The sequence below is a fragment of the Pantoea sp. RCC30.1 genome, from assembly GCF_058148845.1.
Genome location: NZ_JBXUHX010000029.1, coordinates 21253 through 43534, shown reverse-complemented (window position 1 = coordinate 43534; position 22282 = coordinate 21253). Strand labels below are relative to the sequence as shown.

The 22282-nt window shown below is 52.8% G+C and carries 19 protein-coding genes and 1 pseudogene; 16 read left to right on the top strand and 4 right to left on the bottom strand.

What is annotated here, in order from left to right; all coding sequences use genetic code 11:
- Positions 1-4: 4 nt before the first annotated feature.
- Positions 5-646, bottom strand: a complete 642-nt coding sequence (gene pyrE, locus AC2LB6_RS20075) for an orotate phosphoribosyltransferase (RefSeq protein WP_490094853.1) — start codon at positions 644-646, stop codon at positions 5-7.
- A 49-nt stretch (positions 647-695) separates the two neighbouring features.
- Complete coding sequence (gene rph, locus AC2LB6_RS20070) at positions 696-1412, bottom strand: ribonuclease PH (RefSeq protein ID WP_010258378.1); 717 nt, start codon at positions 1410-1412, stop codon at positions 696-698.
- Between the two features lie 150 nt (positions 1413-1562).
- On the opposite strand from rph, the gene AC2LB6_RS20065 reads away from it, so the two are divergent.
- Entirely contained in the window at positions 1563-2747 is a 1185-nt protein-coding gene (locus AC2LB6_RS20065; RefSeq protein WP_490094852.1) for a NupC/NupG family nucleoside CNT transporter, read from the top strand.
- A 38-nt stretch (positions 2748-2785) separates the two neighbouring features.
- Here AC2LB6_RS20065 and AC2LB6_RS20060 read toward each other — a convergent pair whose 3' ends face one another.
- Positions 2786-3211, bottom strand: a complete 426-nt coding sequence (locus AC2LB6_RS20060) for a DUF3574 domain-containing protein (RefSeq protein WP_490094851.1) — start codon at positions 3209-3211, stop codon at positions 2786-2788.
- A 155-nt stretch (positions 3212-3366) separates the two neighbouring features.
- Between AC2LB6_RS20060 and AC2LB6_RS20055 the strand changes: the two genes are divergently transcribed.
- From AC2LB6_RS20055 to AC2LB6_RS20015, 9 genes and pseudogenes are all read left to right on the top strand, one after another.
- A complete protein-coding gene (locus AC2LB6_RS20055; RefSeq protein WP_010258384.1) occupies positions 3367-4230 on the top strand; it encodes a YicC/YloC family endoribonuclease in 864 nt (287 codons plus the stop codon).
- A 176-nt stretch (positions 4231-4406) separates the two neighbouring features.
- Positions 4407-5449 (top strand): annotated as a pseudogene (locus AC2LB6_RS20050) (tyrosine-type recombinase/integrase); the annotation flags it as partial.
- A 311-nt stretch (positions 5450-5760) separates the two neighbouring features.
- Complete coding sequence (locus AC2LB6_RS20045) at positions 5761-6606, top strand: YPO3983 family protein (protein WP_490094850.1); 846 nt, start codon at positions 5761-5763, stop codon at positions 6604-6606.
- Complete coding sequence (locus tag AC2LB6_RS20040) at positions 6596-7057, top strand: DUF943 family protein (RefSeq protein WP_490094849.1); 462 nt, start codon at positions 6596-6598, stop codon at positions 7055-7057. Before AC2LB6_RS20045 ends, AC2LB6_RS20040 begins: the two co-directional genes overlap by 11 nt.
- 577 nt (positions 7058-7634) lie before the next feature.
- Positions 7635-8558: a kdo(2)-lipid IV(A) palmitoleoyltransferase gene (gene lpxP, locus AC2LB6_RS20035; RefSeq protein WP_490094848.1), complete on the top strand. Its 924-nt coding sequence runs from the start codon at positions 7635-7637 to the stop codon at positions 8556-8558.
- A gap of 213 nt (positions 8559-8771) precedes the next feature.
- A complete protein-coding gene (locus AC2LB6_RS20030) occupies positions 8772-9914 on the top strand; it encodes an alanine racemase (protein WP_490094847.1) in 1143 nt (380 codons plus the stop codon).
- A gap of 136 nt (positions 9915-10050) precedes the next feature.
- Entirely contained in the window at positions 10051-10446 is a 396-nt protein-coding gene (locus tag AC2LB6_RS20025) for a polyketide cyclase (RefSeq protein ID WP_490094846.1), read from the top strand.
- A gap of 782 nt (positions 10447-11228) precedes the next feature.
- Complete coding sequence (locus tag AC2LB6_RS20020; RefSeq protein WP_490094845.1) at positions 11229-11873, top strand: oligosaccharide flippase family protein; 645 nt, start codon at positions 11229-11231, stop codon at positions 11871-11873.
- Between the two features lie 413 nt (positions 11874-12286).
- Positions 12287-12904 (top strand): trimeric intracellular cation channel family protein, encoded by a 618-nt coding sequence (locus AC2LB6_RS20015; protein ID WP_008926964.1) that lies wholly within the window; start codon positions 12287-12289, stop codon positions 12902-12904.
- Here AC2LB6_RS20015 and ligB read toward each other — a convergent pair.
- Positions 12842-14593 carry an NAD-dependent DNA ligase LigB gene (gene ligB, locus AC2LB6_RS20010; RefSeq protein ID WP_490094861.1) on the bottom strand — a complete coding sequence of 584 codons (1752 nt, stop codon included), beginning with the start codon at positions 14591-14593 and terminating at the stop codon, positions 12842-12844. The genes AC2LB6_RS20015 and ligB overlap by 63 nt on opposite strands.
- A 239-nt stretch (positions 14594-14832) precedes the next feature.
- Between ligB and gmk the strand changes: the two genes are divergently transcribed.
- From gmk to AC2LB6_RS19980, 6 genes are all read left to right on the top strand, one after another.
- Positions 14833-15456: a guanylate kinase gene (gene gmk / locus AC2LB6_RS20005; RefSeq protein WP_490094844.1), complete on the top strand. Its 624-nt coding sequence runs from the start codon at positions 14833-14835 to the stop codon at positions 15454-15456.
- A gap of 54 nt (positions 15457-15510) precedes the next feature.
- Positions 15511-15786 (top strand): DNA-directed RNA polymerase subunit omega, encoded by a 276-nt coding sequence (gene rpoZ / locus AC2LB6_RS20000; protein ID WP_003851346.1) that lies wholly within the window; start codon positions 15511-15513, stop codon positions 15784-15786.
- Positions 15787-15806: 20 nt separating this feature from the next.
- Entirely contained in the window at positions 15807-17915 is a 2109-nt protein-coding gene (gene spoT, locus AC2LB6_RS19995; protein ID WP_010258411.1) for a bifunctional GTP diphosphokinase/guanosine-3',5'-bis pyrophosphate 3'-pyrophosphohydrolase, read from the top strand.
- Between the two features lie 2 nt (positions 17916-17917).
- Entirely contained in the window at positions 17918-18616 is a 699-nt protein-coding gene (trmH, locus tag AC2LB6_RS19990; protein WP_490094843.1) for a tRNA (guanosine(18)-2'-O)-methyltransferase TrmH, read from the top strand.
- A complete protein-coding gene (gene recG / locus AC2LB6_RS19985; RefSeq protein WP_090967231.1) occupies positions 18613-20691 on the top strand; it encodes an ATP-dependent DNA helicase RecG in 2079 nt (692 codons plus the stop codon). Before trmH ends, recG begins: the two co-directional genes overlap by 4 nt.
- Positions 20692-20796: 105 nt before the next feature.
- Positions 20797-22170 (top strand): nucleobase:cation symporter-2 family protein, encoded by a 1374-nt coding sequence (locus AC2LB6_RS19980; protein ID WP_490094842.1) that lies wholly within the window; start codon positions 20797-20799, stop codon positions 22168-22170.
- The last annotated feature ends 112 nt before the right edge of the window (positions 22171-22282 follow it).

The window sequence follows — 22282 nt, the reverse complement described above, 5'->3', positions numbered from 1 at the left end:
TCTGTTAAATCCCGTACGCTTTCTGATAAGCACGGACCTGTGCCAGATGATCGGCCATCTCTGGCTTCTCTTCCAGCCAGGCAATCAGGTCTGCCAGGGTGATAATCGCGGTTACTTTACAGCCGTAATCACGTTCCACTTCCTGAATCGCCGACATGTCTCCACGTCCACGCTCCTGACGATCAAGCGAAACCAGCACGCCTGCCAGGGTAGCGTTATGCGCGCCGATAATATCCATCGACTCACGAATCGCAGTACCGGCGGTGATCACATCGTCCACCAGCATCACTTTGCCCTGCAATGGGCTGCCCACCAGCAGGCCGCCTTCACCGTGATCTTTGGCTTCTTTACGGTTGAAGCAGTAAGGCACATCGCAGTCATGATGATCCGCCAGCGCCACCGCTGTAGTGGTGGCAATCGGAATGCCTTTATAGGCCGGGCCGAACAGCAGATCGAAATCGACAGCGCCATCCACCAGCGCCTGCGCGTAGAAGCGTCCCAGCAGCGCTAAATCCCGTCCGCTGTTAAACAGACCGGCATTAAAGAAATAGGGGCTTTTACGCCCGGACTTCAAAGTGAACTCACCGAACTTCAGCACCTGTTTGTTCAGGGCGAATTCAATAAACTGACGCTGCCAGGCTTTCATTTCTCACTCCTCAAATAAAGAAAAGGCGACTCTGAGGTCGCCTGTTACATCAATTTTCCAGCGCCGCTTTCTGCGCCTGAATTAATTCCTCAATTCCGCCGCGTGCCAGCGCTAGTAGCGTCAGCAACTCTTCATGGCTGAACGGTTCGCCCTCGGCAGTGCCCTGCACCTCGATCATGCGGCCATCTTCCAGCATCACGACGTTCATGTCGGTTTCTGCCGCTGAGTCTTCAACATACTCCAGATCGCACAGCGCTTCGCCCTTGACGATACCCACCGAAATCGCTGCGACCATGCCCTTCATCGGGTTTGCTTTCAGCTTGCCGCTGGCTACCAGTTTGTTCAGCGCATCAGCCAGTGCCACACAGGCACCAGTGATTGATGCAGTGCGGGTGCCCCCATCGGCCTGGATCACGTCACAGTCCAGCGTGATGGTAAATTCACCCAGAGCTTTAAGATCAACTGCGGCGCGCAGTGAACGGGCGATTAGACGCTGAATCTCCAGCGTACGGCCGCCCTGCTTGCCTTTTGCAGCTTCACGCGCCATACGGCTGTGGGTCGAACGCGGCAGCATGCCATATTCGGCCGTGACCCAACCCTGGCCCTGGCCTTTAAGGAACCGCGGAACCCCTTCGTCTACGGAGGCAGTGCAAAGCACTTTCGTTTCGCCGAATTCCACCAGAACGGAACCCTCTGCGTGTTTGGTGTAATTGCGGGTCAATGTGACTGGACGCACCTGTTGTGCGCTACGGCCTGCTGGACGCATGGGTATTCTCCGGCTTGCTAATGATTGGCTGCGCATTATACGGACTTCCTTGCCCGCTGTCTCTTACGCCGGCCTGGCGCAGGCATCAGATGAAATTCCCGGCCAGCTGTGGCTAAATGCGCTTTCCTTTCTCTCTGATAAAAAAGACATATGGCCGCCATTCTTCATTTCCTGCTGGCGCTGGTGGTGATTTTCGCCCTTGCGCTGCTGGTCAGTCATGACCGTAAACAGATTCGCCTGCGCTTTATAGTTCAACTGATTGTGGTGGAAGCCGCGCTGGGCTGGTTCTTCCTTCACTCCGCCGGAGGTCTCGCGCTGGTCGGTTCGTTCGCCGGTTTCTTTGAGACACTGCTGGGCTTTGCTGCGCAGGGCACGGAGTTCGTGTTTGGCGGAATGAGCAAGCAGGGGCTGGCATTTATCTTCCTTGGCGTGCTCTGCCCGATTGTCTTTATTTCAGCGCTAATCGGCATACTGCAGCACTGGCGCATCCTGCCACTGCTGATCCGTATTTTCGGGACACTGCTGTCGAAAATTAACGGCATGGGCAAGCTGGAGTCGTTTAACGCCGTCAGCACGCTGATTCTCGGTCAGTCGGAAAACTTTATCGCCTATAAAGGGATTCTGGGCGATATCCCGCCTCGCCGGCTCTACACCATGGCGGCGACCGCGATGTCCACTGTTTCGCTGTCGATTGTCGGTGCTTATATGTCGATGATTGAACCGAAGTATGTGGTTGCGGCACTGCTGCTTAACATGTTCAGTACTTTTATTATTCTGTCGATCATCAACCCGATGAAAAACCAGGATGAGCAACCTATCGCGCTGGAAAAGCTGCATGAAGAGCAGAGCTTCTTTGAGATGCTGGGCGAGTACATCCTGGCAGGCTTCAAAGTTGCGATGATCATTCTGGCGATGCTGATTGGCTTTATTGCCCTGATTGCTGCGGTCAACGCGCTCTTTGCGGCGGTGTTCGGCTACAGCTTCCAGCAGTTGCTCGGCTATCTGTTCTATCCTCTGGCCTGGCTGATTGGCATTCCCAAAGCCGATGCCCTGCAGGCGGCCAGCATTATGGCGACCAAGCTGGTGGCGAATGAGTTTGTGGCGATGATTGAGCTACAGAAAGTCGCGGCGGGCATGAGTGCGCGGGGGCTGGGTATTCTGTCGGTATTCCTGGTCTCCTTCGCTAACTTTGCCTCTATTGGCATTGTGGCGGGTGCAATAAAAGGCCTGAACGAGAAACAGGGAAATGTGGTTTCCCGGTTTGGCTGGAAGCTGGTCTATGGCTCGACGCTGGTCAGCCTGCTCTCTGCAGCCTTTGCCGGTCTGTTTATCTGATTCTTCTGCGGGCGGCAGCGCTGCCGCCCACTTTCGCCTTAGAATCCGACGCAGACGGGAGCATCCACCCGCATAACCGACTCCTGACCAAACCGTTTTTTATAGAGGCTGCGTAACGCCTCTATATCACCGTTGGTGGCGGGATCGATCCCGTGGATCAGCATCAACGCCTTACTGTTCTCCCGTGCCAGCTGACCGTTCTCGCCCAGCCATTGCCCTTTGGCATCATAGACCGACAGCCCCGCTTTAAACCGTGGCGTGACCTCATTATCCACGAAGTTCATCCAGTCGAGTGAACTCACCCTGCCGCCATCAGGCTTGCTCAGTCCAAACCACAACGTGGTCTGCATCATCATGTCGCCACCCGCACAGATGGGTTGCGGTTTAGTGGGCGGCGAGTGGCGTGACTGGCAACCAGCCAGCAGCAGAGCCATCACAACAGGAAGGGCAATAACGCGAGACATAGATCAGTCATCCTTACAAAGGGTCAATGGTCATCATAAGTGGCTGTCGCTGAAAGCGGAAATGGTTCGTTATTTTCCTGTGCGACGCTTATGCCTGTTATGCCGTGGCTCGCCTCGCTATACTTCACCCATCTTTCCGCAAATGAGTACCGCTTATGATCCGCAGTATGACCGCTTATGCCCGCAGCGAAGCCAAAGGCGAATGGGGCAGCGCCGCCTGGGAGCTGCGTTCCGTGAACCAGCGTTATCTGGAAACCTACATCCGCCTGCCGGAACAGTTTCGTGGGCTGGAGCCGGTTATCCGCGAGCGCATTCGCCAGCGTCTGACGCGCGGTAAAATTGAGTGCAACCTTCGTTATGATGCCGATCCCAGCGCGCAGGGCGAACTGATGCTCAACGAAACGCTGGCGAAACAGCTGGTGCAGGCTGCCAACTGGGTAAAAATGCAGAGCGACGAAGGCGCGATTAATCCGCTGGATATTCTGCGCTGGCCGGGTGTAATGTCTGCGCAGGAACAGGATCTGGATGCCATTAACACCCAGTTGTTGCAGGCACTGGATGGGGCGCTTGATGACTTTATCGCGGCACGCGAAAGCGAAGGTACCGCCCTGAAAGCAATGATTGAGCAGCGTCTGGAAGGCGTCTCGCAGGAAGTCAGCAAAGTGCGTGCGCAGATGCCAGAAGTAATCAAATGGCAGCGTGAGCGGCTGGTCGCCAAACTGGAAGATGCTGAAGTCCAGCTGGAAAACAATCGCCTTGAGCAGGAACTGGTGATGATGGCGCAGCGGGTTGATGTTTCTGAAGAGCTGGATCGTCTGGATGCGCACGTTAAAGAGACTTACAACATCCTGAAAAAGAAAGAGGCCGTGGGCCGCCGTCTCGACTTTATGATGCAGGAGTTCAATCGTGAGTCGAACACGCTGGCATCGAAGTCGATCAACGCCGAAATCACCACGTCAGCCATTGAACTGAAGGTGCTGATTGAGCAGATGCGCGAGCAGATTCAGAATATCGAATAATATTTCATACTGTCGCATAAAATCGCAGAAAACCAACCCAGCCCGCTAATTGCGGGCTTTTTTTATTTTCATGTCATCACATATGATTGACTAACATCGTGCAAATACCTTGTACCCACGGCATTTTTCACGATCCACTTTGGGTACAAAGCACTATTCAATATTAAAGTGCCCCTATGGCAAAACTCACAGGCATGCAGATCCGAGCGTGGATAAAGACCGGAGAAAGATTTGAAGGCCGGTCAGATGGCAATGGTCTTTATCTGCGGCACAGGCAAGCAGACAGATCACCAAGCTGGCGTTTTCGCTATAAGTTCGCTGGGAAGTCCCACGCCATGCTCATCGGCTCTTATTCTGAGATATCCCTGTCAAAAGCCAGACAAACAGCCAGCGAATTATCAGCGCGAGTTTCATTGGGTTATGACGTTGCCGGAGAGAAGCAAGAGCGAAAAGCCGAAGCACTGGCGAAAAGGGAAGCTGAAAAGAACGCGATGCATGTTTCAGAGCTTGCCGCTGAATACTTTGAGCGCCAGATCCTGCCGCGCTGGAAACACCCTGATATTTTGCGCCGCCGTATCGATAAAGATATAAACCCGCATATCGGCAATATTAAGGTTGAAGATGTGAAGCCGCGCCATATTGATGACATGCTAAAAGCTAGTGTTGACCGTGGAGCGTCAACAATAGCGACTGACGTTCTTCGCTGGACGCGCCGCATATTCGATTACGGGATCAATCGCCACGCATTAGAAATTAACCTATGTTCGGCTTTTGAAGTGTCCGACACAGGTGGGGAGAAAGTGAGCCGTGACCGCTGTCTAACCCGGGGTGAGTTAATCCGTTTATTTCAGGCAATGCGCACGGCTAAAGGGTTCAGTCGTCAGAATGAAATTACGTTTAAATTATTTCTGGCTCTGTGTGTGCGAAAAATGGAGCTATGCGCAGCAAGGTGGGAAGAGTTCGATCTTGACGCTGCTATCTGGAGCTTACCAGAGGAGCGAAGCAACAACGGTGATCCCATTGATATACCGTTACCTGCGCCAGCAGTGGAGTGGTTACGCGAGTTATATATTTTCTCGTGTAATAGCGCTTGGGTACTGCCAGCCAGAAAGATGCAAAACCGCATCATCCCCCTGTTCAGGAAATCACTCTGCCGATAGCGCTGGCAAAAGCCCGGGCAGAAATGCCAGACGTTTCCAGCTTCACTATCCATGACTTTGAATTGCCACGGGTTGAACAGATACCTCACAGTCATTTAACGTGACATTTAATGCCATGGCGATTCAGCTATCGGTATTTCAGATTGACTCAGAGAACGACACAAATTTTCCGTAAACAATAAATAGGTACTTCATACCCGCAAACGGCAGCACCACTTAATCCCTATGTTCAGGAAAACACCCTCTATAATAGTACTGGCAAAAAACGAGCAGGAATCAGAATTCAGGCAGACAATGTTTACATTTTCCCCTGCCGGCGTATTATCCCTTTGATTACCTTAATGGACTATTACACAAGGAAAGTTTCACGATGACCGCACTACCGTTTCCCTGCGCCATATTCAAAACCCAAAACTGGATGGATGACTACGTCGCTAAAGATATGCGCTACGGCGACTTAACCGAAGCACAGTTAAAATCCCAGTACCGGCTGGATTATATTTCTGACCAGGTTGATCCCTGGACGCTTATCCGGCGTTCCTCAATGAATCGCCCTCAGTCCATGTTCTGCTGTAATCTGCGCGGCCAGGGTGAAAAGATTACCCGCCAGCAGTGCGCCGCAATGTTGTTTGATGAATTCCGCTGGTTATCCCATAAATTTTCTCTTCACGGACCGTTCCGCTGCCTGATCAAAAAAATGATCACCCATATGCAGAACAACAACGGAGCTTCCTTCAGTGATATGTCGCTGGATCAGGCACTGAAAGAGCAGATTCTAAATGACAAAAGTGAAAATAGTTCATTGCTACGAATAAAAGAGGCAATTAAAAATTATATTAATTGGGAAAAAAACACCTATCCAATAGAAATGAAAGACGAGTTACGCAAAGCAATATCGGGCGGTAAATTGCCTAAATTCGATAGATTCAACAATAATTTCAATGGTATGGGTATCAGCGTTCATGATACCTGGGCAACGAATATCACTTTAAAATCACTGCACATCGATAATGCTCGTTACCGGGCAGTGGTGCATTACAAGGTACAGGATCACTTTGGTCTGGATAGTAATGATATTCTGAAAACAAAATTCGGTCAGTTCCATTTTTTCCGCATCTGGTTTGTGCTCCAGCGATACAATGAGTTTGGATTCAAACCATTCATGTCCAATATGGAAGCCACTGTAGAAATCACCGGATGCCAAAATGAAAGCTAAAATAAACAAAAACCTGCTGATTTTTGTTGTCGCTGTCGTTACGCTAATGGGCTACCTTTTCTGGTTGACCTCTGGTCCGGTAGAAATTATTGCAGTCCATGAGGACGGCAACTACAGTTTTGTTTTAGTAAAAAACTTTCCAATTACAGATAAAGGTAAAATAGACTGGTGGTTGATCAATAAACACAGAGTCAAAATTCACTATGACATTCCCAAACCCGCTATCTATGGTGGCTATAATATTACTTTCTGGAATTTTGGTGATGGATATAAAGAAGATAAGTACGACAGGCTATGTTTCGATGATATGCAAACAAAATTGAACTGCATCGATAAAGAGCCCGTACTTACTATAAAAAGATTTAACTATGAAACAGAGATATTTATCACATATGAAGGGCGCTATAAATTGAATGACAACGGGGAGATAACCAAAGTTAATCGAGAATAGAACCGTTAATGCTTGCGGAGGGACAGCAATAAAACCATCCGCACTACCTAAACTTCCACCAGCTATACGTAAATGTAAAGTGCGCCGAAAGCTACCCCGCCGCAGACAAAAGTGGCAACGGCTTACCGCCTGCCAGATTCGTCATATCGAGCAAAACCTAATACTACCGGTGAATGATCAAGGGTCAGTGATGGCGCCTTACTCTCTTCAGGCACTGGCTTTTGACATTTATCAGCATAAAAGGGGGTTTCACTAACATGGCTCACCTCATCACTACGTAAAGATAGATAAATAATCATTTCCAGACGGTTCCTGAACGCTCATTTTTCACACTTTGCATTCAAGGCATACCTTTCCTAAAGTTTTGAATTTGATACTTATTTAAATATTTAACTCCTTTTTTTTCCCGGAAGCACAGGTTCCATGAAACAGGTCAATCCTGTAGATGCCGGAGTTTCCCTTTCTTTGAAGGCACTTTTTGATAAAATGTTGGTCGAAATCAGTACAGCTGTACCGCCTTAAGACTCATGGAAGTGCTCTTTGTGCGATGCATCCCTCTATCCCATGAAGGTTGTTAATGAAAAACACCGGAAAATTTAGCAGTTCGCTGCTGCATCCGCGTTATTGGTTTACCTGGTTTGGCCTGGGCGTGCTCTGGCTGCTGGTCCAGCTCCCCTATCCTGTTCTTATGCGTCTCGGTGCCGGTGCCGGCAAAATCTCTCGCCATTTCCTGCAGCGCCGCGAGCGTATTACCCGTCGTAACATCGAACTCTGCTTTCCAGGCATCAGCGAAGAAAAAACAGAACATATGATCGCCGGTAATTTCGCGTCGCTCGGGATGGCGCTGGCTGAAACCGGTATTGCCTGGTTCTGGTCTGACCGTGCGGTAAGACGTCTGTTTAAAGTGTCGGGAATGGAAAACCTGCATGCTGCGCAGAAAGAAAAGCGTGGTGTGATGCTGATTGGCGTGCATTTCATGTCACTGGAGCTGGGCGGGCGCATCAGCGGACTCTGTCAGCCAATGATGGCGATGTATCGCCCACACAATAACCAGGTGATGGAGTATGTGCAGACTAAAGGCCGGATGCGCTCTAATAAAGCGATGATCGACCGTCGTGATTTACGCGGTATGGTTAATGCCCTGAAACAGGGTGAATCAGTCTGGTTTGCGCCTGACCAGGATTACGGCCCTAAAGGCAGCACCTTTGCGCCGCTGTTTGCGGTAGAAAAAGCCGCCACTACCAACGGGACTTTTGTTCTGTCGCGTCTGGCGAAGCCAGCGATGGTGCCGATTATGCTGATTCGTAATCCAGGAAATGATGGCTACCATTTGATCATCGAACCCATGCTGGAAAATTATCCTCATACGGACGAAGCTGCTGCTGCAGCTTATATGAACAAAGTGATCGAAAATCAGATCCTCCGCGCACCCGAACAGTACCTTTGGCTACATCGTCGCTTCAAAACCCGACCACCAGGTGAAGAGTCGCTCTACGTCTGAGTTAACTGATAAAGCAGGCCTCGCGCCTGCTTTGTTGTTTTAATCTGCTGAACGACATCTGCTTTACCTCCGCGCTCTCATACTGCCACTGGCGTTATAGATACTTCTGCAGTTTCTGCTGTTCAGCACGCCTGTCGGCGTCCGGCAGGCTGGTATCAAAGCGATAATTAAGGAATGATGAATCCTCTTACCTCGTCAATGCCGGACAATCTTATGGATATCAACGATACACAGCAGTGGCAGCGTCCGCTGATTGATGATCGCCTTACGCCCTATATTGAAGTGGATGCCGAGCGCCTGGAGCAGAACCTGCAGCAAATGCAGCGCAAAGCCAGTGCGGCAGGCGTCGCACTGCGTCCGCATATCAAAACGCATAAAAGCGTCTGGTTTGCACAGCGTCAGATCGCGTCCGGCGCACAGGGTGTTACCGTCTCTAAACCCAGCGAAGGCATCAGTTTCATTCAGGGTGGCGTTCGTGATCTGTTGTTGGCCTATCCGGTTGTACAACCGCAAAGCGTGGCTGAATTGCTGCGTCTCGCCATGCTTCACCAGGTCAGACTCACCCTGATTGCGGACAGACTGCAGGGCGTGGCAGCGATTGCTGAGGCCAGTCAGCAGCAACCGGAATGCGAACTGGCGGTGGCGATTAAGGTTGATGTTGGCTTACATCGGATTGGCGTTAATCCTGATACAGATGAAGCGGTGCTGATTGCCCAAGCGCTGCAGGACAAAGGATTACGCTTTGCCGGATTAGTGTCGCATGCTGGTCACGCTTATGGTGCCGGTAACGCCGCGGCCATTGCGGATGTGGCGCGGCAGGAAACAACACTGATGCAGCAAGTACAGGCAAAACTGCAGGCTGCGGGGTTTACTGACTGCCCACTCTCAGTAGGTTCAACGCCTACCGCGCTGGCAGCAGACATTGCGCCCTGCATTAATGAAATCCGGCCCGGAAACTATGCCCTGTTGGATCTTACGGCATGCCGCCTCGGGTTGAGTCACGTGGATCAGCTGGCAATGAGCGTCATTACCCGCGTGGTTGCAGTGAACGATCATTTCGCGATTGTGGATGCCGGGTCGAAAATGCTGAGTTCGGATAAAGGGCCACACGGCACCAATGCCAGCGGCTTTGGTATTGCAGCTGACGAAGCGGGCCACACGTATGAAGTGATAAAGTTATCTGAGGAGCACGGTTTTCTGCTTTATCAGGATCGCCGCCCTGAGGTTGGCACGCTTCTGCGTATCTTCCCGAATCACAGTTGCGCAGTGATGGCGCAGTCGGATAGCTTTGTTCTGCGTCACGCCAGTGGCCATAGTGAAGAGCATGTGGTTTCTGCACGCGGCAATTTCATCTGAATCAGCGGCAGACAGCCTCCTCCGCTGTCTGACGTTTGTACGAAACCCTGTCAACACCACACTTCTGCTGTAACAACGTTTTAACAAGCCTGGCCCCATGCTTTAATGCCTTTTTAGCTTATCCACCGGAGGTTACATGCTCTCCTCGCGCACTCTGAGCCTGACAATTCCGCGTCAGTGGTTAGATCTTTATGAAACCATCTGGAAACCGGAATTTTTCCCAAAGTGGGCTTCCGGGCTGACGCAAGGCGCATTAGAACCCGATGGCAACCGCTGGCGTGCTAAAGGCCCCCAGGGCAATGTGAAGATCCGGTTCTCACCACATAATCCATTTGGCGTAATGGATCACTGGATTGATAGCGGCTCAGGAAAGGAGATCTACGTGCCGATGCGCGTAATAGCGAACGAACAGGGTGCCGAGGTGATGGTGACTGTTTATCGCCAGCCATTTACTTCAGATGAGAGATTTAAGCAGGATATTGAATGGGTTAGCAACGATCTGGAGAAACTCAACCGGCTCCTGACACAATAAATCAATGACTTAGCTCACTTTTTTCTCTGTACTTATCGCTGGTCGTTAATGAAAATAAATATAAAAACTTCCAACGATAAAGCATAAAGCGCTTATCTGATTACTCACTCCGATTACGTATTTACCACCAACCCTGCTTAAGCATTGCTGCCAGGAAAATTCCTGGAAAAATCCCCCGATAGGCAGGCGATCCCGGCTGATTTCAGGGCTCCTTGCCTTCCGCATAAGCATTTTCTCTCTGACGCATACATTAAACATCAACAATTGTTTATTACTGCCCTGCTGGGGATTTAATATTTATCATGCATAGAGTGAAACCATTTATTTCTGCGGTCGCGTAATCAGACTTTTCTTATGGTGTTAAATTAAATAAAACAATGTATAAATCATTCCACACACAGCAATACCCATAATGATAAAGCAGTAAGAAGGTCATGGACCGCTCAACGGTTCCTTAGTTATCAGAAAAAGAATGCGTTGAGATTGCCGCAAGGATGCTGGCAGGAGAATATAAAACTACAACAGGATTTATTCGTGATCTGGCGGAATTCTTATTAGCTGCAGGGAATTCCGCCATGACACGAAACAGTGACTTTACCAGGGATATCTATTTTTTATCCGGGCATCATTTGATTGAATCCATAACAACATGGCAAGCCTGAAAGGATTTTCAGGACTTCGGCCGGAAAAAATGCACTTACTAACGGTGTCACAGCAACTTCTCCTTGCCGTTACACAACTATTTAATTCTCACAGAGTCGATGGACTCTAACGAGTATATTATGGCAATCCGTGAAAGCAGTCTTAATAACGCAAAATGGTCTCTGCTCTCTTCAATCAAAATTATTGGCATCGGCGTACTGCAGCTCTCATTGCTGGCGCAGATTCTGCAGGCGAATGAACTGAACCTGCTGGCGATTGCCGTGATTGCTTTACTGGCTATCGATACTCTGGCCGATCGTGGCTTCTCCAATACGCTGATTCGCCGCTGCATGCTCTCTATCAACGATCTCTCCACGATCTACTGGGGTAATATGTTGATAGGTGTCGCAATGTTTGGTCTGTTATTTACGGCCAGCCACCTGCTGAACAGCCTGTTTGATCAACCTCAGCTGGAATTAATGCTACAGATGGTCTCAGTGGTGTTTATTATCATCCCACAGGGCCAGCATTACCGCGCGATATTACAGCGTGAAAAACAATATACCCGTATCGCTTTTGCTGAAACCTCGTCGGTATTAGCCGGACTTGCCATAACTTTATTCACCGTCTGGCTGACACCTTCAGTATTATGTGCAATTTGGGGTTACCTTGCGATGGCTTCCATTCGCATGCTGATTTACTGCTACTATGGTCGTTCATGGTTCCAGCCGGAATACCACTTTAGCCTGAATGCATTTGTTAAAGTTCTTGCAAGAAACAAATAATAAAATAAGTCTGTATGGTGGGCTCTGAGCATCCGAAACGATGCGTTGGCGTGCTGTTAATCAGCACGCCTTTTCTTTTTATTAAATCTGTCTTTATCTTTTCCCGATTCATTTTTTTATCCGCACCATTCATCCTTAAACCTCTCCTTTATAACCTGTTGCTTCCAGCGATCATCTGGCAGTCACGGTCGGTTAACTCCCACAGTCCAGAGCCGTTAAACATCGGGCTGCAACGTACAAGTCTGCTGTACATTCTTTCCCCTCAAGTGTCTGCGGCATGCCCTCTCCAGAAAAGTCTTTCTATGCGGACGCCGGGGCTGACTGGTATAAACTGCGCTAATCCCGGACGCCGATCGCCAGAAAATCTCAGTCGCCGTCTCCTGACCAATGCCGTCGCCTTACTGGAGTCTGCTATGTTACTGACCGTTCTCTACATTATTGGTATTACTGCTGAAGCGATGACAGGTGCGCTGGCGGCGGGTCGCCGCAAAATGGATCTGTTCGGTGTCATTATTATTGCCTCAGTGACCGCGATTGGCGGTGGTTCGGTACGCGACATCCTGCTGGGTCACTATCCACTGGGCTGGGTGAAAAATCCCGAGTACATCATGATTGTGGCGGCAGCGGCGGTCGTCACTACCTTCCTGGCGCCCCTGATGACACACCTGCGCAAAGTGTTCCTGGTGCTGGATGCCCTGGGACTGGTGGTCTTCTCTATTATTGGTGCGCAGGTTGCGCTCGATTCCGGACACGCCATGATTATTGCCGCGATAAGCGCGGTAATTACCGGCGTCTTTGGCGGCGTACTGCGTGATATGTTCTGTAACCGCATTCCACTGGTGTTCCAGAAGGAACTCTACGCCGGTATCGCTTTCGCCTCTGGCTGGATGTATATCCTGTTGCTGAAAACTACGCTGGCGCATGAGGCAGTGATTATCATTACCCTGCTGTTCGGCTTCTTTGCCCGTTTACTGGCTCTGCGCTTCCGCCTCGGTTTGCCGATTTTCAACTATCCCCATCCCGAGCATTGAGGAGGCAGGAATACCCTGCTGTTTCAGGAACACAATCAGCGCCTGCACGCGGGCATCATGAAACTGCGCAAACAGGCGCTTTGCCAGCGCCGCTCCGACGCCCGGTAAAGCCTGCCAGCCCATAACATCCCGCTGTGTTAAACTCTCCCACTGCTGATCGGGCAGTGACTTCAGGGCTTTTCGCGGCAGTGAAACGCCTAAGGCATCCACCCAGCGACGAAGCGGCTGCTGCCGGGTGAGATTAAAACGGTGCCAGAGCTGACCCGCCCGCTCCGGAGAGAGACCCGTTGCGGCGGCGATCTGTTCCGGTGTTAACGTCAGCCAGCTAAACAGATGCGTCACACTGCCGGTTTCCAGTAAGCGCAGCCAGGTGCCGCGCTCAACACCGGAGATATTCAGCACCGTTTTCTGGCTGAGCCAGCGTAATTTTGCCAGTAGCTGCTTCTGGCACTCAGCGCTGAAGGTGTAGCAGCTCAGCGGCGTGTAACGCGACGCGTCGGGAGGTTGAGGATAGTTCCACTCTGCCACGCGCCAGATCACTCGCTCCAGCCGGGGAATCCCCTGACCCGCCAGACTCAGCGTGATTACATCTCCCGCCACGATATCGCTCTCCTGCCAGCGACGCAGCGATCCGACATTGACCCGCCTGACCGTCTTATCATCCAGCTGCACCGGCTGCAGATTAAGTACTGCCGCTATTTTCCCGGTACGGCCAACAGGAAAATCGACGGAGAGCACTTCAGCGCTGACTTCAGGAGGCTGATATTTCCAGGCAACGACCCAGGTTCCCTCTCCCGGCAGCCAGTTTTTGCCCGCAGGTCGAAAACTCTGATGAACCACGACACCATCAGTGACAAAGGGCAGCGCAGCATGAAACCAGTGATCCCGCCAGCGTGCAACTTCCTCTTCATCTTTAACGCTGTGGCTCCATTTTGCCGCAACGCCTAATCCCCAGCGGCTGAGTAGCTCAAGGCGTTCCGTCATTGTTGCGGGACCATCTGGCCAGGCCCAGATGAAAACATCGAGCGAATCCAGCAGGGGCACCCACTGCTTACTCATCATGGCTCCAGCAACCTGTGAGCGCGCATTTTTACCGCCATCAATGGCCTGTTGATGACCGGTCATCGACAGAAATAGCTCACCCTGCAGCACAACCTCGTCGAGAGGGGTCTCAATATGCAGCGGAATTGCCGGGATCCAGGCAGCTTTAGCCAGCCACTCTTCACCGCGCAATCCATCGCCACGACTTAACAAAGAGACCAACCTGCCATGGCGATATACCAGTGAAACGGCGATACCATCGACTTTTGGCTGCACCCAGAGATCGCGTCGCCCCTGCATCCAGTAAGCCAGCGCCAGCTTGTCGCGCATCTTTTTTACACCAGTATGGGCGACCGGATGCAGGTGCTCACCCTTACCCGGCAGTTGCGGGTAATAAGTGGGCTGAGAAGCGCTAAAGCACTGTTGCCAATCAACAAGTCGCTGCTGCAGCGCATCATAATCCTCGTCAGCCACCGGACTTTGCCCCTGGCGATAGTAAGCGTCATCCCAGTGTTGCAGTTGCTGTTGCAGACGGCGGATCTCTTCGGTCGCCCGGATGGGTGTCCAGACCGGACAAAGGGCGCTATGCGCAGGCCATAGGGCGAACCACAGAACAGCCGCAAACAGCGGACAGCCGAATTTTTTCATCATCTTTCCCCTGACGTTTTGTGGCATTCAACATCAATGCGTTAGCGTCAGCCATGGGCGATGCTCGGTTGTGGAAGGGATGCCCTGACATTAAGGGTTTAATTACAGCGGTCCGACAGACATTTGCGTGAAGATACGCAAAAGTTGGGGGCTGCCGCTGCGCAAACGCTGCGTGGCAACGGGAAGGTGTGTATACTGTGCAGGAAATCGACTCCGCTTTTAATCAATTCAAGAAAACCATGGCTCAAGGCACGCTCTATATTGTTTCTGCTCCCAGCGGTGCAGGGAAATCCAGCCTGATTCAGGCTCTGTTAAAGACCCAGCCGTTGTATGACACGCAGGTCTCTGTTTCGCACACGACGCGCGGTATGCGTCCGGGTGAAACCCATGGCGAACATTACTTTTTTGTTGAGAAACATGAATTTGAGAAGATGATCGCGGAAGACGCTTTCCTCGAACATGCCAGAGTTTTCGACAACTACTACGGTACGTCACGCCATGCTATTGAGCAGGTGCTGGCAACCGGCGTTGACGTGTTTCTCGACATCGACTGGCAGGGCGCGCAGCAAATCCGCGCTAAAATGCCTGGCGCACGCAGCATCTTTGTTTTGCCGCCTTCGAAAGAAGAACTCGATCGCCGTTTACGCGGTCGTGGTCAGGATAGCGAAGAGGTCATCACGCGTCGCATGGCTCAGGCAGTAGCGGAAATGAGCCACTACGCCGAGTATGACTATTTAATTGTGAATGATGATTTTGATCTGGCGCTGTCCGATCTGAAAACCATTATTCGCGCAGAACGTCTGCGTATGGCGCGTCAGAAGGCGCGTCACGATGCTTTAATCAGCAAACTGTTGGCAGTCTGAATACAGTTTCAGTATGATGCGCAGTCATTTCTTCATCTGTGGAGTAGCACACCTATGGCACGCGTAACCGTTCAGGACGCAGTAGAAAAAGTTGGTAATCGTTTTGACCTGGTGTTGGTCGCTGCACGTCGTGCACGTCAGATGCAGGTTGGCGGTAAAGATCCGCTGGTTCCGGAAGAGAACGATAAACCTACCGTTATCGCCCTGCGCGAAATCGAAGAAGGTTTGGTCACCAATCAGATTTTAGATGTGCGTGATCGTCAGGAACAGCAAGAGCAGGAAGCCGCTGAGTTACAGGCCGTTACCGCTATCGCTGAAGGTCGTCGTTAACAGCCACCTGCAGGTCGCCCTTGTATCTGTTTGAAAGCCTCAATCAACTGATTGAAAAATACTTGCCAGAGGAGCAGATCAAGCGCCTCCAGCAAGCCTACCTTGTCGCACGTGATGCCCACGAGGGACAGACACGCTCCAGCGGTGAGCCTTATATCACCCATCCGGTTGCCGTGGCCTGTATTCTGGCGGAAATGAAGCTCGACCATGAAACTCTCATGGCCGCGCTGCTGCATGACGTGATTGAAGATACGCCAGCCACTTACCAGGACATGGAACAGCTGTTCGGTAAAAGCGTGGCGGAGCTGGTCGAAGGCGTTTCAAAGCTGGATAAGCTGAAATTCCGCGACAAGAAAGAGGCGCAGGCAGAGAACTTCCGCAAGATGATTATGGCGATGGTGCAGGATATCCGCGTCATTCTCATCAAGCTGGCTGACCGCACCCACAATATGCGCACCCTGGGAGCCTTACGCCCGGATAAACGTCGCCGCATCGCGCTGGAAACATTAGAGATTTACAGTCCGCTGGCGCATCGACTGGGTATTCACCATCTTAAAACAGAGCTGGAAGAGCTTGGTTTTGAGGCTCTTTACCCGAACCGTTATCGGGTGATTAAAGAGGTGGTGAAAGCCGCGCGCGGTAATCGTAAAGAGATGATCCAGAAGATTCTTTCTGAGATCGATGGCCGTTTGCAGGAAGCGGGCATTCCCTGCCGCGTCAGCGGTCGCGAAAAGCATCTTTACTCGATCTATCGCAAAATGACGCTGAAAGAGCAGCGTTTTCACTCGATCATGGATATCTATGCCTTTCGCGTCATCGTGAAAGATCTGGATACCTGCTATCGCGTTCTGGGCCAGATGCACAGCTTGTATAAGCCGCGTCCGGGCCGCGTTAAAGATTACATCGCCATCCCTAAAGCCAACGGCTATCAATCCCTTCATACCTCCATGATCGGTCCGCACGGCGTGCCGGTTGAAGTGCAGATTCGCACAGAGGATATGGATCAGATGGCGGAAATGGGGGTCGCTGCGCACTGGGCTTATAAACAGGCGGGCGAAAGTGGCACCACCGCACAGATTCGCGCTCAACGCTGGCTGCAAAGCCTGCTGGAGCTGCAGCAGAGTGCGGGCAGTTCATTTGAATTTATCGAAAGCGTGAAGTCCGATCTCTTCCCGGATGAGATCTATGTCTTTACGCCTGAAGGCCGCATTGTTGAGCTGCCAACCGGCGCGACACCCGTAGACTTCGCCTATGCGGTTCACACCGATATCGGCCATGCCTGCGTCGGCGCACGCGTTGACCGCCAGCCTTATCCGCTGTCGCAAACTCTGACCAGCGGTCAGACGATTGAGATCATCACCGCGCCAGGCGCCCGTCCTAACGCCGCCTGGCTCAACTTTGTCGTAAGCTCCAAAGCTCGTGCCAAAATTCGCCAGCTGCTGAAAAACCTCAAGCGCGAAGACTCCGTCAATCTGGGTCGCCGCCTGCTCAGCCATGCGCTGGGCGGCAGCCGTAAACTGGCTGAAATCCCGCCTGAGAATATCAGGCAGGAGCTGGATCGTATGAAGCTGACCTCGCTTGACGATCTGCTGGCGGAAATCGGTCTGGGCAATGCGATGAGCGTGGTGGTGGCGAAGAACCTGCTGCAGGCTGACAGCAACGCCATCAGCAGTAACAGCAAGCGCGGTAAACTGCCGATCAAAGGCGCAGATGGCGTGTTGATTACCTTTGCCAAATGCTGCCGACCGATTCCTGGTGATCCGATCGTTGCCCATGTCAGTCCCGGTAAAGGGCTGGTGGTGCATCATGAATCCTGTCGGAATATTCGTGGCTACCAGAAAGAGCCAGAAAAATTCATGCCGGTCGAGTGGGATAAAGTCACCGAGCAGGAGTTCGTGGCGGAAATCAAAGTCGACATGTTTAATCATCAGGGCGCGCTGGCTAACCTGACGGCAGCAATCAACACGGCGGGCTCCAATATTCAGAGCCTGAATACCGAAGAGCGTGATGGCCGCGTCTACAGCGCCTTTATCCGCCTGACCGCACGTGATCGCGTCCATCTGGCGAATATCATGCGTAAAATTCGCGTGATGCCGGATGTGATCAAAGTCCACCGTAACCGTAACTAGGCATGAACGATCAACGATTTGCCCGGATTCAGGAGATGCTGGCACTGCGCCAGCACGACCTGACGGTCTGCATGGAGCAGGTGCATAAACCGCACAATGTGTCAGCGGTGATCCGCACGGCCGACGCTGTCGGCATCCACGAAGTGCATGCCGTCTGGCCAAGCCAGCGGATGCGCACTCAGGCTTCCGCGTCTGCCGGAAGCAACAGCTGGGTGAAAGTGGTCACCCATCCCACCATCGGCGATGCCGTAAAACAGCTCAAGCAGCAGAAGATGCAGGTTTTAGCGACCCATCTCTCCGCCGATGCAGTGGATTTCCGTGAGATCGATTATACCCTTCCAACCTGCATTCTGATGGGTCAGGAAAAAACCGGCATCACCGAAGAAGCCCTGGCGCTGGCTGATCGGCAGATCGTGATTCCAATGGTAGGTATGGTGCAGTCGCTGAATGTCTCGGTCGCCTGCGCGCTTATCCTCTATGAAGCCCAGCGGCAGCGGCAGAACGCCGGTCTTTACCTCCGCGATTACAGCCTGCTGGATGAAGATGAACAGCAACGGCTGCTGTTCGAAGGCGGATTCCCGGTACTGGCGCGGGTCGCAAAGCAGAAAGGTCTACCCTATCCGCGCATCAATGCGCAGGGTGAGGTCGACGCCGATGCCAGCTGGTGGGCAACCATGCAGTCGACCGGTAAAAGAAGATGAAAGGCCGTCTGCTGGATGCCATCCCGCTCAGTACCCTGACCGGCGTCGGTGCCAGCCAGGCAGCTAAACTGGCCAAAATTGACCTGCACACTATTCAGGATCTCCTGCTCCATCTCCCGCTACGTTACGAAGATCGCACCCAACTCTACGCCATTGACGATCTGCTGCCCGGTATCTGGGCAACAGTAGAGGGCGAAGTACTGCACACTGATATCACTTTTGGTCGCCGCCGGATGATGGTGTGCCAGATCAGCGATGGTAGCGGCGTACTGACGATGCGCTTCTTTAATTTCAATGCCGGTATGAAGAACAATCTGTCGCCGGGACGTCGCGTCACTGCCTATGGTGAGATTAAGCGCGGTCAGCGTGGCGCTGAGATTATTCATCCCGAATACCGCATCCAGGGCGAACAGAGCAATGTGACGCTGGAAGAGACCTTAACGCCGGTTTATCCCACCACCGAAGGTATTCGACAGGCCACGCTGCGTAATCTCACCGACCAGGCGCTGACGCTGCTGGAAAGCTGCCCGATTGCCGAGTTGCTACCGCAGGAACTGAGCGGCGGCTTGATCAGCCTGCCTGATGCGCTGCGCACACTGCATCGTCCGCCGCCCGATCTCCGGCTCAGCGAGCTGGAAAGTGGTCGTCATCCGGCACAACGCAGATTAATTCTGGAAGAACTGCTGGCGCATAACCTCAGCATGCTGGCGGTGCGCGCTGGTGCTCAGCGCTATTACGCGTTACCGATGCCTCCGCGACACAATCTCAGTGACCAGCTGCTGGCCGCGCTGCCCTTCTCGCCGACCAACGCGCAGAAGCGCGTGGTGGCGGAGATAGAGAAAGATCTGGCCAATGATTTCCCGATGATGCGGCTGGTGCAGGGCGATGTCGGCTCGGGCAAGACACTGGTTGCTGCGCTCTCTGCACTGAACGTTATCGCACATGGCAAGCAGGTTGCGCTGATGGCGCCGACCGAACTGCTGGCTGAGCAGCACGCCAGTAACTTCCGCCAGTGGTTTGCGCCGCTGGGGATTGAAGTCGGCTGGCTGGCCGGAAAACAGAAAGGCAAAGCCCGCCAGGCACAACAGGAAGCGATAGCCAGCGGTCAGGTGGCAATGGTCGTGGGCACACACGCTCTGTTTCAGGAGCAGGTGCAATTCAATGGTCTGGCGCTGGTCATTATTGATGAGCAGCACCGCTTCGGCGTCCACCAACGACTGGCCTTGTGGGAAAAAGGCGAGGAGCAGGGTTTCCATCCGCATCAGCTGATCATGACCGCCACACCGATTCCGCGCACCCTGGCGATGACCGCGTATGCCGATCTCGATACCTCAACCATCGATGAGCTGCCGCCGGGACGTACACCCGTGACTACCGTAGCCATCCCCGATACGCGACGCGAGGAGATTGTGGCGCGGGTTGAGCATGCCTGCCGGGAGGGACGTCAGGCCTACTGGGTCTGCACGCTGGTTGAAGAGTCAGAACTGCTGGAAGCACAGGCGGCAGAAGCCAGCTGGGAATCCCTGAAAACCGCGTTGCCCGACTTAAATATCGGACTGGTGCATGGCCGCATGAAACCCGCTGAAAAACAGGCAGTAATGCAGGCGTTTAAAGCGAATGAACTGCAGCTGCTGGTAGCGACGACCGTGATTGAGGTCGGTGTGGACGTGCCGAATGCCAGCCTGATGATTATCGAAAACCCGGAGCGGTTAGGACTGGCGCAGCTGCATCAGCTGCGGGGCCGTGTGGGTCGTGGTGCCGTAGCATCGCACTGTGTGCTGCTCTACAAAGCGCCACTAAGCAAGACAGCGCAGAAGCGTTTGCAGGTGCTGCGCGACAGCAATGACGGCTTTGTTATTGCCCAGTTCGATCTGGAGATTCGCGGGCCGGGTGAACTGCTAGGCACGCGTCAGACCGGCAATGCAGAATTTAAAGTGGCCGACCTGCTGCGCGATGCGGCGATGGTGCCGGAAGTTCAGCGTGTGGCACGCCACATCCACCAGCACTATCCCGAGCAGGCCAGCGCCCTGATTGAACGCTGGCTGCCAGAGAACACCCGTTTCACCAACGTCTGATTGATCTCCATCTGAGTCGGCCTTTTTTATCCTCGCCGGGCAAACGATTGCTTTTGCCCGGCGGATGATTACAATCGCCACATTATTTTTTGGGAAGAACAGAAGATGTCCACCAATCCGCAGCCAGACCAGCCTTCCGCCTCGCAAAGCGAACTTATTTATCGTCTTGAAGATCGTCCACCTCTGCCGCAAACGCTTTTTGCTGCCGGTCAGCACCTGCTGGCGATGTTTGTTGCGGTCATCACACCAGCCATTCTGATCTGTCAGGCGCTAGGCCTGCCCGCAGAAGATACCCGGCATGTTATCAGCATGTCGCTGTTTGCTTCGGGCGTGGCATCACTGCTGCAAATCAAAACCTGGGGACCGGTGGGCTCGGGCCTGCTGTCGATTCAGGGCACCAGCTTCAACTTCGTTACGCCTTTGATTATGGGCGGGATGGCGCTGAAAAATGGCGGTGCTGATGTGCCCACCATGATGGCGGCGCTGTTTGGCACGCTGATGGTGGCTTCCTGTACCGAAATGGTGCTGTCACGCGTATTACACCTGGCGCGTCGGATCATTACACCGCTGGTATCCGGTATCGTGGTGATGATCATCGGCCTGTCACTCATTCAGGTGGGCCTGACCTCGATTGGCGGCGGTTTTAGCGCGATGAGCGACCATACCTTTGGCGCACCGAAAAATCTGATGCTGGCCGGGGCTGTGCTGCTGGTGATCGTGCTGCTTAACCGGCAGAAGAACCCCTACCTGCGCGTTGCCTCCCTGGTCCTTGCCATGGCCGTAGGCTATCTGCTGGCCTGGGCGATGGGGATGCTGCCTGCAGCAGGTATCCCTGCTAACCAGCCGCTGATCGTGGTGCCGACCCCGCTCTATTACGGATTGGGTTTCGACTGGAATCTGCTCATCCCGCTGATGCTGGTGTTTATGGTGACCTCCCTGGAGACCATCGGTGATATCACTGCCACCTCGGATGTGTCAGAGCAGCCTGTCAGCGGCCCGCTCTATATGAAACGCCTGAAAGGCGGCGTGCTGGCGAATGGCCTCAATTCCTTTGTCTCCGCACTGTTTAATACTTTCCCTAACTCCTGCTTCGGTCAGAACAATGGCGTGATTCAGTTAACCGGCGTTGCCAGCCGCTACGTGGGCTTTGTTGTCGCGCTGATGCTGATTGTGCTGGGGCTGTTCCCGGCGGTCAGCGGGCTGGTGCAGATGATCCCTGAACCGGTGCTCGGCGGCGCAACGATTGTGATGTTCGGCACCATCGCCGCCTCGGGCGTTCGCATCGTGTCACGTGAGCCGCTTAACCGTCGCGCTATCATGATTATCGCGCTGTCGCTGGCGGTGGGCCTGGGCGTTTCCCAGCAGCCGCTGATCCTGCAGTTTGCGCCTGACTGGCTGAAAACCCTGCTCTCTTCCGGTATTGCGGCGGGCGGTATTACCGCTATCGTACTCAACCTGATTTTTCCGCCAGAGAAGTAAGGCCACAGGCAGGCTTCGGCCTGCCTGCTAATTATTCGGATTTACATCCAGGCTGTTGAGCTGTAACGGTAATTCAGGCATAACAACCTCTCACCGGATTTAACTCGGGAAG